This window comes from Oryzobacter terrae (assembly GCF_042756445.1).
GTDB lineage: Bacteria > Actinomycetota > Actinomycetes > Actinomycetales > Dermatophilaceae > Oryzobacter > Oryzobacter terrae.
In genome coordinates, this window is sequence record NZ_CP170578.1 from 3,302,575 (window position 1) to 3,318,016 (window position 15,442).

Sequence of the window (15,442 nt, forward strand, 5' to 3'; positions counted from 1 at the left end):
GGTTGAGCCCGTCCGGACGCTTGTGATAACTTTCACAAGCACCGAGGACGCCTGTCAGACCACGACTCCCCGAAGAGGCCGATCGCCGATGACCGACCGCTCGCCGAGCACCGCACCGCACGCCGGTGCGCCGTTCGCCGCGATGCTGCGCGGGGCGCTGCTGCCCTCGGCCGCCGCCGGTCTCGTCACGGTCGCCGTCCTCCTGGCGGTCCGCGGGGGAGACGCCCTCGCGGGCGCCCTCATCGGGCTGTTCGTCTCGCTCGGCTTCTTCGCCTCCGGCATGTTCCTGCTGAGCCGGCTCGTGCGCACCGCGAACCCCCAGGCCTTCTTCGCGGTGGCGATGACGGTCTACCTCGGACAGGTCATCGCGCTCCTGCTCGTCATCATCGCGTTCAAGGACGCGAGCTGGGTCGACGGCCCGGCACTCGGCGTCGTCGCGCTCGTCGTGACGATCGTGTGGCAGGTCTTCGCGATGGTCGCCCTGCGCAGGGCGCGGGTGCCCGTCTACGACCCCCCGGCCGACGACGAGGGCACCCCGTGAGCAGGTCAGCGCCCGTCCAACCCGCCGTCGCACCGACCCGTGAGGGTCGGGTAGCGTACGTCCCGTTCACACGGGCTGCCGTCGCGCGCGCCTGTGAAACCCCCGAGGAGAGGCTGTGAGCCCGAGCGTGGTTCCCGCACACTGGCTTCAGACCGGCGTCGCCGCCGCCGACGGAGAGGGCTTCCAGGCTCCCGGTGTCGAGGACTTCTGGTGGCCGCTCATCGGCAGCGACACGAGCAACTGGACCTTCACGCGTCCCGCGTTCGTCGTCATGGCCTCGGTCGTCATCATCGGGCTGTTCTTCATGACCGTGGCCGGCAGGCTCAGCGTCGTCCCGACCAAGCGCCAGTGGGTGGCCGAGCAGGCCTACGGGTTCGTCCGCAACACCATCGCGCGCGACATCATCGGGGCCAAGGACTTCCGCCCGTTCGTGCCGCTGCTGCTGACGCTGTTCACGATGATCCTGTTCAACAACGTCATGGGGATCTTCCCGCTCGTCCAGTTCCCCTCGATGAGCCGCATCGCGTTCCCCATCGTCCTGACGCTCGTGGTCTACGTCGTCTACCACACCGTCGGGATCCGCCGGAAGCACGGCGTCGTCGGCTACCTCAAGTCGCTCGTCCCCCCGGGCCTGCCGCTGTGGCTGCGGCCGATCATGTTCGTCCTCGAGTTCCTCACCTACTTCTTCATCCGGCCGCTGACGCTCGCCCTGCGACTGTTCGGCAACATGCTCGCCGGTCACCTCATGCTCCTCGTCTTCATCCTCGGCGGCGAGTACCTGCTCCTGCACGGCAGCAACATCGGCATCCAGGCGTCGGGCGTCCTCGGCATGGGCTTCGGCGTCGTGATGACCTTCTTCGAGCTCCTGGTCCAGTTCCTCCAGGCGTTCATCTTCACCCTCCTCGCGGCGCTGTACATCAGCGACGCGGTGAGCGAGCACCACTGACCCCGGCCCGTCCGGTTGCACGACCCTCCTGAATCAGCACACCGACGCCGGGACAAGCCCCGGCGCCTCCGAAAGGAAACGCAATGACTGGTGACATCACCTACCTCGGCTACGGCCTCGCCGCCATCGGCCCCGGTATCGGTGTCGGTCTGATCTTCGCCGCGTACATCAACGGGGTGGCTCGCCAGCCCGAGGCCCGCGGCATGCTCCAGACCATCGCCTTCACCGGCATGGCGCTCACCGAGGCGCTCGCGATCCTCGGTCTCGTCTTCGTCTTCGTCTTCTCCGGCTGACGTCCCGCGCAGACCGCACACCCAAGCACGACCGACAGATAAGGAAGCGACGTGGTTCTCGCATCCGTTCCGGCCTCCGAGGGAGTGGGCTGGCCCGAGCAGCTCCCGCTCCTGCCGCACCCGGCCGAGCTCATCATCGGCGCCATCGCGTTCGGCGTCCTGTACTGGATCTTCTCCACGAAGGTCGTCCCGCGGATGGAGGCGATGTACGAGGAGCGTGCCGCCGCCATCGAGGGCGGGATGCAGCAGGCCGAGGAGGCCCAGGCCGAGGCCCGGGCCGCGCTGGAGAAGTACAACGCGCAGCTCGCCGAGGCCCGCACCGAGGCCAACGCGCTGCGCGAGTCCGCCCGCGAGCAGGGCGCCTCGATCGTCGCGGAGATGCGCAGCCAGGCCCAGGCCGAGGCTGCCCGCATCACCGAGGCGGCCAAGCGCCAGGTCGAGGCCGAGCGCCAGCAGGCGGTCGTCCAGCTGCGCCAGGAGGTCGGGGCGCTGTCCACGGCCCTGGCCGGCAAGATCGTCGGCGAGTCCCTCGAGGACGAGGTGCGCCAGAACGGCATCGTCGACCGCTTCCTCGCCGAGCTCGAGGCCGGGGACGTCAAGCCCGAGAAGGTCACCCCCGCGGGGCAGGGCGCCTGATGCGCGGCTCGTCACGCGGTGCGTCCAGGGCGGTCCAGTCCGCCTTCGACGCCGCCCTGGCCAAGGGCACCGGGCTCACCCTGGCCGAGGAGCTGTTCGCGGTGTCGGCCGTCGTCGACGGCAGCGCCTCGCTGCGCCGCGCCCTCGCCGACCCGTCGCGTGACGCGGCCGACAAGCAGGGCCTGGCCCGGTCGCTCTTCGGCGGAAAGGTCGGCGAGACCACCGCCGGCCTCGTCGCCGAGGTCGCCGGTCAGCGCTGGGCCGCCGAGCGCGACCTCGGGGACACCCTCGAGAGCCTCGCCGTGCAGACGCTCCTCGCGTCGGCCGAGCGCGAGGGTCGCATCGACCGCGTCGAGGACGAGCTCTTCCGCTTCGAGCGGATCGTCGCCGGGGACCCCGGTCTGCGCGACACGCTCTCGGGCCGCAACACCGACGCCGACGGCAAGGTGACCCTCGTCCACGGGCTGCTCGAGGGCAAGGCCGCACCCGAGACCGTGCGCCTGGCCGAGCAGGCCGTGCGGGCCCCGCGCGGGCGCCGCTTCGACCGGGTCATGGAGGCCTACCTCCGGCTCGCGTCCTCGCGCCGCGACGAGCTCACCGCGCTCGTCACCGTGGCGACGCCGCTCTCCGAGCAGCAGTCCGCGCGGCTGCGCTCGGCGCTGGAGTCGCACTACGACAAGGCCGTGACCCTCCAGGTCGTCCTCGACCCCACCGTCATGGGCGGCATCCGGGTGCAGGTCGACGACGAGGTCGTCGACGGCACCGTCCTGCGCCGCCTCGACGAAGCCGGCCGGCACGTCGCCGGCGGCTGAGCCGCACCGCACCACGAACTGAACAGCCGCACCACCCACCACAGACTTCGGCCCCACAGGGGGCCGGTGACCGAGGAGAAGATCAGATCATGACGGAGCTCTCGATCCGTCCGGAGGAGATCCGGGACGCCCTGGACAGCTACGTCCGGTCCTACGAGCCCGGGACGGCCTCGCGCGAAGAGGTCGGCCGCGTCACCGACGCCGGCGACGGCATCGCGCACGTCGAGGGCCTGCCCTCGGCGATGACCAACGAGCTGCTGCTCTTCGAGGACGGCACGCGCGGCCTCGCGCTCAACCTCGACGTGCACGAGATCGGCGTCGTCATCCTCGGTGAGTTCTCGGGCATCGAGGAGGGCCAGGAGGTCAAGCGCACCGGCGAGGTCCTCTCGGTCCCCGTCGGCGACAAGTTCCTCGGTCGCGTCGTCAACCCGCTCGGTGTCCCCATCGACGGCCTCGGCGACATCGAGGCCGAGGAGCGCCGCGCCCTCGAGCTCCAGGCCCCCACGGTCGTCCAGCGCAAGTCGGTCCACGAGCCGCTGCAGACCGGCCTCAAGGCCGTCGACGCCATGACCCCCATCGGTCGCGGCCAGCGCCAGCTCATCATCGGCGACCGCCAGACCGGCAAGACCACGGTCGCGGTCGACACGATCATCAACCAGAAGGAGTTCTGGGACAGCGGCGACCCCGACAAGCAGGTGCGCTGCATCTACGTCGCCATCGGCCAGAAGGGCTCGACCATCGCGGCCGTCCGCGGCACCCTCGAGGACGCCGGCGCGATGGAGTACACGACGATCGTCGCGGCCCCCGCCTCCGACTCCGCGGGCTTCAAGTACCTCGCGCCCTACACCGGCTCGGCCATCGGCCAGCACTGGATGTACCAGGGCAAGCACGTCCTCATCGTCTTCGACGACCTGTCCAAGCAGGCCGAGGCCTACCGCGCCGTGTCGCTGCTGCTGCGCCGCCCGCCGGGCCGCGAGGCGTACCCCGGTGACGTCTTCTACCTCCACAGCCGGCTCCTCGAGCGCTGCGCGAAGCTCTCCGACGACCTCGGCCACGGCTCGATGACCGGCCTGCCGATCATCGAGACCAAGGCGGGCGACGTCTCGGCGTACATCCCGACCAACGTCATCTCGATCACCGACGGCCAGATCTACCTCCAGGCCGACCTGTTCAACTCCAACGTCCGCCCCGCCATCGACGTCGGCGTCTCGGTGTCGCGCGTCGGTGGTGCCGCGCAGATCAAGGCGATGAAGTCGGTCGCCGGCCGCCTCAAGCTCGACCTCGCGCAGTACCGCGCCCTCGAGGCGTTCGCGATGTTCGCCTCCGACCTCGACCCCGCGTCGCGGGCCCAGCTCGCCAAGGGTGCTCGTCTCGTCGAGCTGCTCAAGCAGCGCCAGGCCGCGCCGTTCCCGGTCGAGGAGCAGGTCGTCTCGATCTGGCTCGGCACCACGGGCAAGCTCGACAGCGTCGCCGTCGAGGACGTCCGCCGCTTCGAGGCCGAGTTCCTCGACCACCTGCGTCGCACCAAGGGCGACCTCCTCGCGGGCATCCGCGAGACGGGGAAGTTCGAGGAGGAGACCGAGCAGGCGCTCGAGGGCGAGGTCGAGACCTTCAAGGCCAAGCTCTTCGAGGGCGCGGGCGCCGACGGCGTCCAGGCCGGCAACGAGGCCGAGGACGACGCGGCCGCCAAGGCCCAGGCGTCCGAGCAGGAGCAGATCGTCAAGCAGAAGCGCTGACCCGGACGGCCGGGTGCGCAGCGCACCCGGCCACCGGTCAGTCCTCGGCCCGAAGCGAAAGAACCAGGAAGGCGGAAACGTATGGGAGCGCAGATCCGGGAGTACCGGCAGCGCATCCGAGCCGTCAGCTCGACGAAGAAGATCACCCGGGCGATGGAGCTCATGGCGGCCGCACGCGTCGTCAAGGCCCAGCAGGCCGTGCGTGAGTCGAGCCCCTACGCCCGCGCGCTCACCCGCGCGGTGTCAGCCGTGGCCACGTTCTCCAACGAGGACCACCCGCTGACGACCGAGAAGTCCGACGTCACGCGTGCCGCCGTCGTCATCATCACCTCCGACCGCGGTCTCGCCGGCGCGTACAGCAGCTCGGTGCTCAAGGAGAGCGAGCGCGTCGTCGCCGCCCTGCGCGAGGACGGCAAGGAGGTCGTCCCCTACCTCCTGGGCCGCAAGGCGGTCGGCTTCTACAGGTTCCGCCAGCGCGAGTTCGCGGCCGAGTGGACCGGCAACTCCGAGAAGCCGGTGTTCGAGACCGCCCGTGAGGTCGGCGAGCGCCTCGTGGCCGACTTCACCCGGCCCACCGAGGAGGGCGGCGTCGACGAGGTCCACGTCGTCTTCACCCGGTTCGTCACCATGGTGACGCAGGAGCCCGAGGTCATCCGGCTGCTCCCGCTCGAGGTGGTCGAGGGGACCGAGGCGCCCGACGCCGACGACCTGCTGCCGCTGTACGCCTTCGAGCCCAGCGCCGAGAAGGTCCTCGACGCCCTGCTCCCGAAGTACGTCAACGCGCGACTGTTCAACTGCATGCTCCAGGCCGCCGCGTCCGAGCTCGCCGCGCGCCAGCGCGCGATGAAGTCGGCGACGGACAACGCCGAGGAGCTCATCAAGAAGTACACCCGGCTGGTCAACCAGGCCCGCCAGGCGGAGATCACCCAAGAGATCAGCGAAATCGTCGGTGGCGCCAGCGCCCTGGCCGAGAGCAAGTGAGTGAGAGAGAGACCATGACTGCCACTGTCACCGAGAAGAGCGAGTCCAAGGCCGGCAGCGTCGGCCGGATCTCGCGCATCATCGGCCCGGTCGTCGACGTCGAGTTCCCCGTCGACGGCATGCCCGAGCAGTACAACCTGCTGACCACCGAGGTCGAGCTCCTGGGCGAGAAGAAGAACCTCAACCTCGAGGTCGCCCAGCACATCGGCGACAACATGGTCCGCGCCATCTCCCTCCAGCCCACCGACGGCCTCGTGCGCGGGACCCCGGTGCAGGACACCGGTGGCCCGATCACGGTTCCCGTCGGCGACATCACGCTGGGCAAGGTCTTCAACACCACCGGCGAGGTCATGAACCTCGCCGAGGGCGAGACCTTCGAGGCCACCGAGCGCTGGGGCATCCACCGCACCGCGCCGGCCTTCGACCAGCTCGAGTCCAAGACCCAGATGTTCGAGACCGGCATCAAGGTCATCGACCTGCTCACCCCGTACGTCCAGGGCGGCAAGATCGGCCTGTTCGGCGGTGCGGGCGTCGGCAAGACCGTCCTCATCCAGGAGATGATCGCCCGCGTCGCGCGCGACCACGGTGGTGTGTCGGTGTTCGCCGGGGTCGGCGAGCGCACCCGTGAGGGCAACGACCTCATGGTCGAGATGGAGGAGGCGGGCGTCCTCGGGCAGACCGCGCTCGTCTTCGGCCAGATGGACGAGCCGCCGGGCACCCGACTGCGCGTCGCCCTCTCGGCGCTGACGATGGCCGAGTACTTCCGCGACGTGCAGGGCCAGGACGTCCTGCTCTTCATCGACAACATCTTCCGCTTCACCCAGGCCGGCTCCGAGGTGTCCACCCTCCTCGGCCGCATGCCGTCCGCCGTCGGCTACCAGCCGACCCTCGCCGACGAGATGGGCGTGCTCCAGGAGCGCATCACCTCCACGCGTGGTCACTCGATCACCTCGATGCAGGCGATCTACGTGCCGGCCGACGACTACACCGACCCGGCCCCGGCCACGACGTTCGCGCACCTCGACGCGACGACCGAGCTCTCGCGCGAGATCGCCTCGCTCGGCATCTACCCCGCGGTCGACCCGCTGACCTCGACGAGCCGCATCCTCGACCGCCGGTACATCACCGAGGAGCACTACACGACCGCGGTGCGCGTCAAGCAGATCCTCCAGCGCAACAAGGAGCTGCAGGACATCATCGCGATCCTCGGCATCGACGAGCTCTCCGAGGAGGACAAGATCCTCGTCAACCGGGCCCGCCGCATCCAGCGCTTCCTGTCGCAGAACACCTACGTCGCGAAGCAGTTCACCGGCATCGAGGGCTCCACGGTCCCGCTGTCCGACACCATCGAGGCCTTCACCAAGATCTGCGACGGCGACTACGACCACGTCGGCGAGCAGGCGTTCTTCATGTGCGGTGGCCTCGACGACGTCGAGCGCCAGTGGGCCGAGATCCAGAAGAACCTCTGATGGCACTGAACGTCGAGCTCGTCGCGGCCGACCGCAAGGTCTGGGAGGGCGAGGCCACCCAGGTCAGCGCCCGCTCGATCGACGGCGACCTCGGCATCCTCCCGGGCCACACCCCGATCCTCTGCGTGCTCGCGGAGGGCGAGGTGCGGGTCAACACGGGTGGGTCCTGGCACTCGGCCACGGTCGACGGAGGGTTCCTCTCGGTCGACCACGACCGGGTGACGATCGTCGCCGAGAGCGTCGACGCCAGCAACATGGGCTCCTGAGACCACGGGCAGGGGACCGCTCGCCATGACGCCGCTCGTCGTGACCGAGCTGGTCCTCGCCCTGCTCGTCCTCCTCGTCGTCGGCGCGCTCACCTTCGTGTGGGCGCGCCGACGCTTCATCTCCGGCGACGGCCGGCCGATCATGCTCTGCGCGCGGCGCGACGACCCCGTCGGCCGCTGGCGGCTGGGGCTGGCCCGCCTCGGTGCCGACCGGTTCGAGTGGTTCAGCATCGTCGGGCCCTCGTTGCGCCCCGAGGTGTCGTGGCAGCGCGGGGAGCTCGACCTCGGGACCCCCGAACCGCTCGCCGACCCCATCCCCGGACTCGCCGACCCGGTCGCGGTCCGCGGTGGCACCAAGGGTTCGATGTGCGAGTTCGCCTTCGCCCCAGCGGCGTACACGGCGATCAGGGCCTGGCTCGAGTCGAGCCCGCCCGGCTACAACGTCAACGTCGCCTGACCCGCGAGCCGGGCTGAGCGGGCCGCGCCCCTGAGCGGCTCAGGGTCGCGTGGGGGGCGACCTCAGGTGTCTCCCTGATGTGCGGCACCCCGGGCCGCCGACAGGATCCTCGACATGATCACGGTCGAGCACTTGAGCAAGAGATACGGCGGCGCCCTCGCCGTCGACGACGTCACCTTCACCGCAGCGACAGGACGCGTCACCGGGTTCCTCGGACCCAACGGCGCCGGCAAGTCCACGACGATGCGGATCATGGTCGGGCTGACGCCCGCCACCTCCGGGTCCGCCCTCATCGACGGAGCGCGCTTCGTCGACCTGCCCAACCCGGGTACCGACGTCGGGGTCCTCCTCGACGCGTCGGCGCAGCACGCCGGCCGCACGGGCCGCGAGATCCTCACCCTGGCGCAGCGGACGATGGGCCTGCCCCGCGCCCGGGTCGCCGAGATGCTCGACCTCGTCAGCCTCACCTCGACGGAGGCCGACCGCCGCGTCAAGAACTACTCGCTCGGGATGCGCCAGCGCCTCGGGATCGGGACCGCGCTCATCGGCGACCCGCACGTCCTCATCCTCGACGAGCCGGCCAACGGGCTCGACCCGGCCGGCATCCGCTGGATGCGCGACCTCCTGCGCTCCTACGCCGACGAGGGCGGCACCGTGCTGCTCTCCTCGCACCTGCTCCACGAGATCGAGGTCATCGCCGACGACATCGTCGTCATCGGCAACGGCCGGATCGTCGCGAGCGGGACCAAGGCCGAGCTCCTCGCGGGCGCCGGCACCATCGCCCGGGCCGCCTCGTCGACCGGCCTGGCCGCCGCGCTCGAGCGCACCGGGCACCACGTGACGCTGCGCCCCGACGGCAGCGTCCACACCGACGCCGAGGCCGCCCTCGTCGGCGAGGTCGCCCTCTCGCTCGGCGTCGCCCTCACCGAGCTGCGCGCCGCCGACGGCGCCGGCCTCGAGGAGATGTTCCTCGACCTCACCGCAACGACCCAGCGTGAAGGAGCCGTGGCATGACCACCGCCGTCCTCGACCAGACCTCCGCGACGACCACTCGGCGCCGTGCCGCGGCCGCCCGGATCCCGCTCACCCGCCTCGTCGGGGTCGAGCTGCGCAAGATGTTCGACACCCGTTCCGGCTTCTGGCTCATGGCGAGCATCGTCATCACCAGCGTCCTCGCGACGGCGGCGATCATCGTCTTCGCCCCCGACGAGGAGCAGACGTACGAGAACTTCGCCGCCGCCATCGGGGCGCCGATGACGGTGATCCTGCCGATGATCGGCATCCTCGCCGTGACGAGCGAGTGGACCCAGCGCAGCGGGCTGACGACCTTCACGCTCGTCCCGCACCGGGGCCGGGTCCTCGGGGCCAAGCTCCTCGCCGCCGTGTCCGTCGGCATCGTCGCCATGGTCATCGCGCTCGTCGTCGGCGTCCTCGGCACCCTCGTCGGCAGCGCCATCACCGGGCTCGACCCGGTGTGGAACGCCACGGCGCAGGAGTTCGGGCTCATCGTCCTCGGCAGCGTGCTCGGGATGCTCTTCGGCTTCATGCTCGGCGTGCTCATCCGCAACAGCTCGGGCGCGATCGTCGGGTACTTCGTCTACACCCTCGTGCTGCCCCCGCTCCTCGGCCTGCTCGCGATGAACCAGGAGTGGTTCCGCGACCTCCAGCCGTGGGTCGACTACCAGTTCGCGCAGATGCCGCTCTTCGAGGGCAGCGTCTCGGGCGAGCAGTGGCAGCACCTGGCCGTGGCCGGGACCCTGTGGTTCCTCCTGCCGCTCGTCGTCGGGCTGGTCCTGGTCCGCCGCTCCGAGGTCAAGTGACCCCGGTGGCCGCGGGGTCAGCCCTTCGGGTTGTCCTCGCGGCCACCTCCCGGGGCCCACAGCACGTCGCCACCGGCCGGCACGTTCGCCGTGCGGGCCAGCACGAAGAGCAGGTCCGAGAGCCGGTTGAGGTACGTCGCGGTGACCGGGTTGACCCCGCCCTCACCGCGGGCCTCGCCGGGCTCGGTGCCGTACTCCTCGATGGCGGCCCACACCGAGCGCTCCGCCCGGCGGACGACGGTGAGGGCGACGTGGAGGTGGGCCGAGCCCACGGTCCCGCCGGGGAGGATGAAGGAGCGCAGCTTCTCGAGCGGCTCGAGGTAGCGGTCGCAGTCGGCCTCGAGCTCGGCGACCCACTCCTCCTTGACGCGCAGCGGCGGGTACTCGTACTCGCGCTGGAGGGGCGTGGACAGGTCGGCCCCGACGTCGAAGAGGTCGTTCTGCACCCGCAGGAGGACGGTCCTCACGTCCGGCGGCAGGTCGCCCGCGGCGACCGCGACGCCGAGGGCCGCGTTGGCCTCGTTGGCGTCGGCGTAGGCCGCCAGGCGGGCGTCGGTCTTGCGGGTGCGGCTCAGGTCGCCGAGCGAGGTCGTCCCGTCGTCGCCGGTGCGCGTGTAGATGCGGGTGAGGTTGACCATGGGCACAGACTGTCAGACCGCCCGCGGTGACCTGCGCCGTGGCATGAAGGGGACATTGTCCGTTCTTTGCCGGATCTTTACCCCGCGGATCATCGTCCGACGGGCGGACCCACAGTTCAATGGGTCCACGACGACGTGAGAGGGGGGACCGTGGCCGACCTGGGGGATGTCCGCGTGACGCTGACCGAGGCCCATGACGAGCGCGGCTGCCACCTGGCCCTGGCCGGGAGGCTCGACGTGCGCACCGTCGCCGACGTCAGGCTGCCGCTGCACCGCACCATCGCCGCGGGCTCGACCGCGGTGCACCTCGACCTCGGCGCGGCCCACATCGGTGACGCCACGGGCTTCGGCCTCGTCGTCGAGGTGCTGCGCCGGGCCCGCCGGGCCGGGCGCCCGCTCGTCGTCGTCGCCGCCGACGACCGCACGCGGCGCCTGTTCCGCCGGGCGCGGATGGGCTCGCTCCTCGCCGACGAGGTCCTCGCCGGCGCCGTCGGCTGACGCGTCGTCACCGGCCCCCGGAGGGGTGGGCCTGTGTCGACCGTCACCGTGTGGGCGCGCTCACCGTGCCGCCGCGGGCCCGGAGCCCGCGACTAGCGTGCTCGCATGCCCGAGAGCAGCGACGCCACCCGGCCCGAGCGGGACCGCCCGTGGGTGATGCGCACCTACGCCGGCCACAGCAGCGCCGCCGCGAGCAACGCCCTCTACCGCCGCAACCTCGACAAGGGGCAGACCGGCCTGTCGGTCGCCTTCGACCTCCCGACCCAGACCGGCTACGACCCCGACCACCCGCTGGCCCGGGGCGAGGTCGGCAAGGTCGGCGTCCCCGTCTCGCACCTCGGCGACATGCGCGCGCTCTTCGCCGACATCCCCCTCTCGCGGATGAACACCTCGATGACGATCAACGCCACCGCGATGTGGCTGCTCGCCCTCTACCAGGTGGCGGCCGAGGAGCAGGCGGAGGAGGCCGGGGAGGACCCGGCCGCGGCGGTCCGCGCGCTGACCGGGACGACCCAGAACGACATCATCAAGGAGTACCTGTCGCGCGGGACCTACGTCTTCGCGCCGGCTCCCTCGCTGCGGCTCATCACCGACATGGTCGCGTACACGGTGTCCGACATCCCGCGGTGGAACCCGATCAACATCTGCAGCTACCACCTGCAGGAGGCCGGGGCCACGCCGGTGCAGGAGATCGCCTACGCCATGTGCACGGCGATCGCGGTCCTCGACGCCGTGCGCGACTCGGGCCAGGTGCCGCCCGAGCGCTTCGGCGAGGTCGTCGCGCGGATCTCCTTCTTCGTCAACGCGGGGGTGCGCTTCGTCGAGGAGATGTGCAAGATGCGGGCCTTCGTCCAGCTGTGGGACGAGCTGACGCGCGAGCGCTACGGCGTCGAGGACGCCAGGCAGCGGCGGTTCCGCTACGGGGTGCAGGTCAACTCGCTCGGCCTCACCGAGGCACAGCCGGAGAACAACGTCCAGCGCATCGTCCTCGAGATGCTCGCGGTGACCCTGTCGAAGGACGCCCGGGCCCGCGCGGTGCAGCTGCCCGCGTGGAACGAGGCTCTCGGCCTGCCGCGGCCGTGGGACCAGCAGTGGTCGCTGCGCATCCAGCAGGTGCTCGCCTACGAGTCCGACCTCCTCGAGCACGAGGACCTCTTCGAGGGCTCGGTCGTCGTCGCGCGGAAGGTCGCCGAGCTCGTCGAGGGAGCCCGCGCCGAGATCGACCGGGTCCAGGCGATGGGTGGTGCGGTGCCCGCCGTCGAGGGCGGGTACATGAAGTCCGAGCTCGTCGCGTCGCACTCGCGCCGGCGGGCGCGCATCGAGGCCGGTGAGGACGTCGTCGTCGGGGTCAACCGGTTCGAGTCCACCGAGCCGAACCCGCTGACCGCCGACCTCGGGACCGCGATCCAGTCGGTCGACCCCGGTGTCGAGGCCGCGGCGGCGCAGGCCGTCCGCCGCTGGCGCGAGGAGCGTGACGCCGACCCGGAGCGCCGGAACCGCGCCGCCACGGCCGTGGAGCGCCTGCGCCGCGACGCCCGGGCCGACACCAACCTCATGGCCGCGACCCTCGAGTGCGCCCGCGCGGGACTGACCACGGGGGAGTGGGCGGGCGCCCTGCGCGAGGAGTTCGGTGAGTTCCGCGCTCCCACAGGGGTGTCCGGCTCGGTGGGGGTCGCCGGGGGATCGGAGGCGCTCGCCGACGTGCGCGCCCTCGTGCGAACCACCGGCGAGGAGCTGGGCGAGACCCTTCGCGTCCTCGTCGGCAAGCCCGGCCTCGACGGGCACTCCAACGGCGCCGAGCAGGTCGCCGTGCGGGCCCGCGACGCCGGGTTCGAGGTCGTCTACCAGGGGATCCGGCTGACCCCCGAGGAGATCGTCGCCGCGGCGGTCGCCGAGGACGTCCACCTCGTCGGCATCTCGATCCTGTCCGGGTCGCACATGGAGCTCGTGCCCGAGGTGCTCGACCGGATGCGCGAGGCCGGCGCAGGCGACGTGCCCGTCATCGTCGGCGGGATCATCCCCGAGACCGACGCGGCCCGGCTCAAGGAGCTGGGCGTCGCCGAGGTCTTCACGCCGAAGGACTTCGGGCTCAACGAGATCATGGCCCGGTTCGTCGACGTCATCCGCGACGCCCGCGGCCTAGCCGTCAGCCCAGGGCGTCGAGCAGAGCACGGTTGAACGCGGGGAGGTCGTCGGGGTTGCGGCTCGTGATGAGGTTGCCGTCGACGACGACCTCCTCGTCGGTCCACGTGGCCCCGGCGTTGCGCAGGTCGGTCTGGAGGCTGGGCCAGGAGGTGACGGCGCGACCCCGGACGGCGTCGGCCTCGACGAGGGTCCAGGGCGCGTGGCAGATCGCCGCGACCGGCTTGCCCGAGGCGACGAAGTCGCGCACGAACGCCACGGCGGCCTCGTCGGTGCGCAGGGCGTCCGGGTTGGCGACGCCGCCCGGGAGGACGAGCGCGTCGTAGTCGGCGACGTCGGCATCGCCCACGAGGGCGTCGACGTCGAAGGTGTCGCCCTGGTCGAGGTGGTGGAAGGCCTGGACGGTGCCGCCCTCGGTCGACAGGAGGACGGGGCGCGCGCCGGCGCCCTCGACGGCCTCCCACGGGGCGGTGAGCTCGACCTGCTCGATGCCCTCGGGCGCGACGAGGAAGGCGACGGTGCGGGGGGTGGTGTCGGTGGAGGTCATGTCCGGGCCCTACCCACGGCCGCCGGCGGGCATGCGCCGTCGACCCGGGGCGTAGCGTGGTCGGCATGGCGCTGCACTGCCCGGCGACCCTCCTGCTCGTCGAGGAGGGAGCGCTCGTCGGCGGCCTCGACGCCCCGGCCGCCGCCTACGGACCGTGGGACGTCGGCACCGACGTCGTGGCGGAGCTCGAGCACCTCGCCGACCTCCATCGCGGGGAGCGGGTCCTCGTGACCATCGGCCGCGGCGGCGTCGCGGAGGTCCTGCGCTCGGTGGGACGCGCGGCCCCTCGTGACGAGCCCGCGGGGCGGCTGCGGCTCGAGGTCGGCGACGACGGCTGGGTCGTCCTCCCGTGGGAGCCGGCGGCGAGCGCCTGAGCGCTCGCGCCCGTCGTCAGAAGAGCCGGTGCTCGCTGTTGTCGATGCCCTTGAGGGCGTCGTAGTCGAGGACGACGCAGCGGATGCCGCGGTCCTCGGCGAGGGTGCGGGCCTGGGGCTTGATGGCCTGGGCGGCGAAGACCCCGGTCACCGGCGCGAGGTGGGGGTCGCGGTTCATCAGCTCGAGGTAGCGGGTCAGCTGCTCGACGCCGTCGATGTCGCCGCGCCGCTTGATCTCGACGGCCACGCTGGCGCCGGCGCCGTCCTTGCACAGGATGTCGACGGGGCCGATGGGCGTCATGTACTCGCGGCGGGTGAGGGTCCAGCCGTCACCCAGGGTCGTGATGTGCTCGGCGAGGAGCCGCTGGAGGTGGGCCTCGACGCCGTCCTTGACCAGTCCCGGGTCGACGCCGAGGTCGTGGCTGCTGTCGCTGTGGACCTCGTGGAGGCGCACCCGCAGGCGGTCCTCGGACTTCGCGTGCTGGACGACCCAGACCGCGGTCACGCCCTCGGCGGCCTCGGACTCGTCGGGCTCGACCTCGGCCATCGCGCACGGCGGCGACATCCAGTTCAGCGGCTTGTACGAGCCACCGTCGGAGTGCACGAGGACCGAGCCGTCGGCCTTGACGAGGAGCAGCCGGGTCGCGAGCGGGAGGTGGGCGGTCAGCCGCCCCTCGTAGTCGACGCTGCACGTCGCGATCACCAGTCGCACGGTCGACCACCCTACCCAGCGATCTCCCCGCCCCGTCCCGTTGCCGGGGACGGCACCGGAGGCGCACACTGCTGGCAGAGGTGAGGCCGATGAGGGCAGCCCTGGCGACCGGGCTCCTCGTCGCGCTGCCCAGCGCCTGCTTCATCGTCCTCGTCGAGCTCGTCCGGTGGGCCGGGGGCGGCGACCCGCCGCGGCTGCTGCGTCCTCTGCTGCCCGCGCTGGCGCGCGGCTGGGGGCGCGTGCGTCCGCGCCGGGTCACCGAGCCGCTGCCGTCGGTGCTCATCGCCCTCGAGCTGCGCCGCCTCGAGGCCGAGGTGCGCCGGATCGAGGAGGGTGACGCCCCGCACCGCGCGATGCGGATGCGCGCCGCCCTCGCCGCCTACGACGCGCTCCTGCTCCAGCTGTGCGAGGTCGTCGGGGTCGAGGCCACCGGGGCGCCGACCCCGCTGCGCTCGGGGGAGCGGCTCGCCCTCGAGGCCGAGCTCGTGGCCGCCGGACACGACTGGTGAGGCCTTGGTGGGACCCGTCGGCCGGACACGGGGTGGGCAGCGTCACGCCCCGGTGACGTGACCGC

19 protein-coding genes are annotated in these 15,442 nt (G+C 71.6%); 16 read left to right on the forward strand and 3 right to left on the reverse strand.

Annotated elements, in window-relative coordinates; all coding sequences use genetic code 11:
- Positions 1-88 precede the first annotated feature (88 nt).
- From ACFWN3_RS15820 to ACFWN3_RS15875, 12 genes are all read left to right on the forward strand, one after another.
- The gene (locus tag ACFWN3_RS15820; RefSeq protein ID WP_377641192.1) at positions 89-541 is read left to right on the forward strand and encodes a hypothetical protein; all 453 of its coding nucleotides are present in this window, start codon (positions 89-91) and stop codon (positions 539-541) included.
- Positions 542-656: 115 nt separating this feature from the next.
- Entirely contained in the window at positions 657-1,487 is an 831-nt protein-coding gene (gene atpB / locus ACFWN3_RS15825) for a F0F1 ATP synthase subunit A (RefSeq protein ID WP_377641194.1), read from the forward strand.
- Between the two features lie 83 nt (positions 1,488-1,570).
- The gene (gene atpE, locus ACFWN3_RS15830) at positions 1,571-1,780 is read left to right on the forward strand and encodes an ATP synthase F0 subunit C (protein ID WP_377641196.1); all 210 of its coding nucleotides are present in this window, start codon (positions 1,571-1,573) and stop codon (positions 1,778-1,780) included.
- A 51-nt stretch (positions 1,781-1,831) separates the two neighbouring features.
- Positions 1,832-2,416, forward strand: a complete 585-nt coding sequence (locus ACFWN3_RS15835; protein WP_377641198.1) for a F0F1 ATP synthase subunit B — start codon at positions 1,832-1,834, stop codon at positions 2,414-2,416.
- Positions 2,416-3,228 carry a F0F1 ATP synthase subunit delta gene (locus tag ACFWN3_RS15840; RefSeq protein WP_377641200.1) on the forward strand — a complete coding sequence of 271 codons (813 nt, stop codon included), beginning with the start codon at positions 2,416-2,418 and terminating at the stop codon, positions 3,226-3,228. Before ACFWN3_RS15835 ends, ACFWN3_RS15840 begins: the two co-directional genes overlap by 1 nt.
- An 89-nt stretch (positions 3,229-3,317) precedes the next feature.
- On the forward strand, positions 3,318-4,964 hold the full coding sequence (gene atpA / locus ACFWN3_RS15845; protein WP_377641202.1) for a F0F1 ATP synthase subunit alpha: 1,647 nt from the start codon (positions 3,318-3,320) through the stop codon (positions 4,962-4,964).
- An 81-nt stretch (positions 4,965-5,045) separates the two neighbouring features.
- Entirely contained in the window at positions 5,046-5,945 is a 900-nt protein-coding gene (locus tag ACFWN3_RS15850; RefSeq protein WP_377641204.1) for a F0F1 ATP synthase subunit gamma, read from the forward strand.
- Positions 5,946-5,959: 14 nt separating this feature from the next.
- Positions 5,960-7,414 (forward strand): F0F1 ATP synthase subunit beta, encoded by a 1,455-nt coding sequence (gene atpD, locus ACFWN3_RS15855; protein ID WP_377641206.1) that lies wholly within the window; start codon positions 5,960-5,962, stop codon positions 7,412-7,414.
- The gene (locus ACFWN3_RS15860; protein WP_377645634.1) at positions 7,411-7,680 is read left to right on the forward strand and encodes a F0F1 ATP synthase subunit epsilon; all 270 of its coding nucleotides are present in this window, start codon (positions 7,411-7,413) and stop codon (positions 7,678-7,680) included. Before atpD ends, ACFWN3_RS15860 begins: the two co-directional genes overlap by 4 nt.
- Positions 7,681-7,705: 25 nt before the next feature.
- A complete protein-coding gene (locus tag ACFWN3_RS15865; RefSeq protein ID WP_377641208.1) occupies positions 7,706-8,137 on the forward strand; it encodes a DUF2550 family protein in 432 nt (143 codons plus the stop codon).
- A 114-nt stretch (positions 8,138-8,251) separates the two neighbouring features.
- Positions 8,252-9,151 carry an ABC transporter ATP-binding protein gene (locus ACFWN3_RS15870; RefSeq protein ID WP_377641210.1) on the forward strand — a complete coding sequence of 300 codons (900 nt, stop codon included), beginning with the start codon at positions 8,252-8,254 and terminating at the stop codon, positions 9,149-9,151.
- Entirely contained in the window at positions 9,148-9,957 is an 810-nt protein-coding gene (locus ACFWN3_RS15875; protein ID WP_377641212.1) for an ABC transporter permease, read from the forward strand. The genes ACFWN3_RS15870 and ACFWN3_RS15875 overlap by 4 nt, the downstream gene beginning before the upstream one ends.
- A gap of 17 nt (positions 9,958-9,974) precedes the next feature.
- Here ACFWN3_RS15875 and ACFWN3_RS15880 read toward each other — a convergent pair whose 3' ends face one another.
- On the reverse strand, positions 9,975-10,595 hold the full coding sequence (locus ACFWN3_RS15880; RefSeq protein ID WP_377641214.1) for a cob(I)yrinic acid a,c-diamide adenosyltransferase: 621 nt from the start codon (positions 10,593-10,595) through the stop codon (positions 9,975-9,977).
- Between the two features lie 174 nt (positions 10,596-10,769).
- On the opposite strand from ACFWN3_RS15880, the gene ACFWN3_RS15885 reads away from it, so the two are divergent.
- Both ACFWN3_RS15885 and ACFWN3_RS15890 read left to right on the forward strand, forming a co-directional pair.
- Entirely contained in the window at positions 10,770-11,093 is a 324-nt protein-coding gene (locus ACFWN3_RS15885) for an STAS domain-containing protein (protein ID WP_377641216.1), read from the forward strand.
- Between the two features lie 156 nt (positions 11,094-11,249).
- Positions 11,250-13,271: a protein meaA gene (locus tag ACFWN3_RS15890; protein WP_377645635.1), complete on the forward strand. Its 2,022-nt coding sequence runs from the start codon at positions 11,250-11,252 to the stop codon at positions 13,269-13,271.
- Here ACFWN3_RS15890 and ACFWN3_RS15895 read toward each other — a convergent pair.
- Entirely contained in the window at positions 13,240-13,782 is a 543-nt protein-coding gene (locus tag ACFWN3_RS15895) for a type 1 glutamine amidotransferase domain-containing protein (RefSeq protein WP_377641218.1), read from the reverse strand. The two genes, ACFWN3_RS15890 and ACFWN3_RS15895, sit on opposite strands and share 32 nt — an antisense overlap.
- A 65-nt stretch (positions 13,783-13,847) precedes the next feature.
- On the opposite strand from ACFWN3_RS15895, the gene ACFWN3_RS15900 reads away from it, so the two are divergent.
- A complete protein-coding gene (locus ACFWN3_RS15900; RefSeq protein ID WP_377641220.1) occupies positions 13,848-14,156 on the forward strand; it encodes a hypothetical protein in 309 nt (102 codons plus the stop codon).
- A 16-nt stretch (positions 14,157-14,172) separates the two neighbouring features.
- On the opposite strand, the gene nucS is transcribed toward ACFWN3_RS15900, so the two are convergent.
- On the reverse strand, positions 14,173-14,868 hold the full coding sequence (nucS, locus tag ACFWN3_RS15905; protein WP_377641222.1) for an endonuclease NucS: 696 nt from the start codon (positions 14,866-14,868) through the stop codon (positions 14,173-14,175).
- 89 nt (positions 14,869-14,957) lie between these two features.
- On the opposite strand from nucS, the gene ACFWN3_RS15910 reads away from it, so the two are divergent.
- Positions 14,958-15,377 (forward strand): hypothetical protein, encoded by a 420-nt coding sequence (locus tag ACFWN3_RS15910; RefSeq protein ID WP_377641224.1) that lies wholly within the window; start codon positions 14,958-14,960, stop codon positions 15,375-15,377.
- Positions 15,378-15,442: the final 65 nt, after the last annotated feature.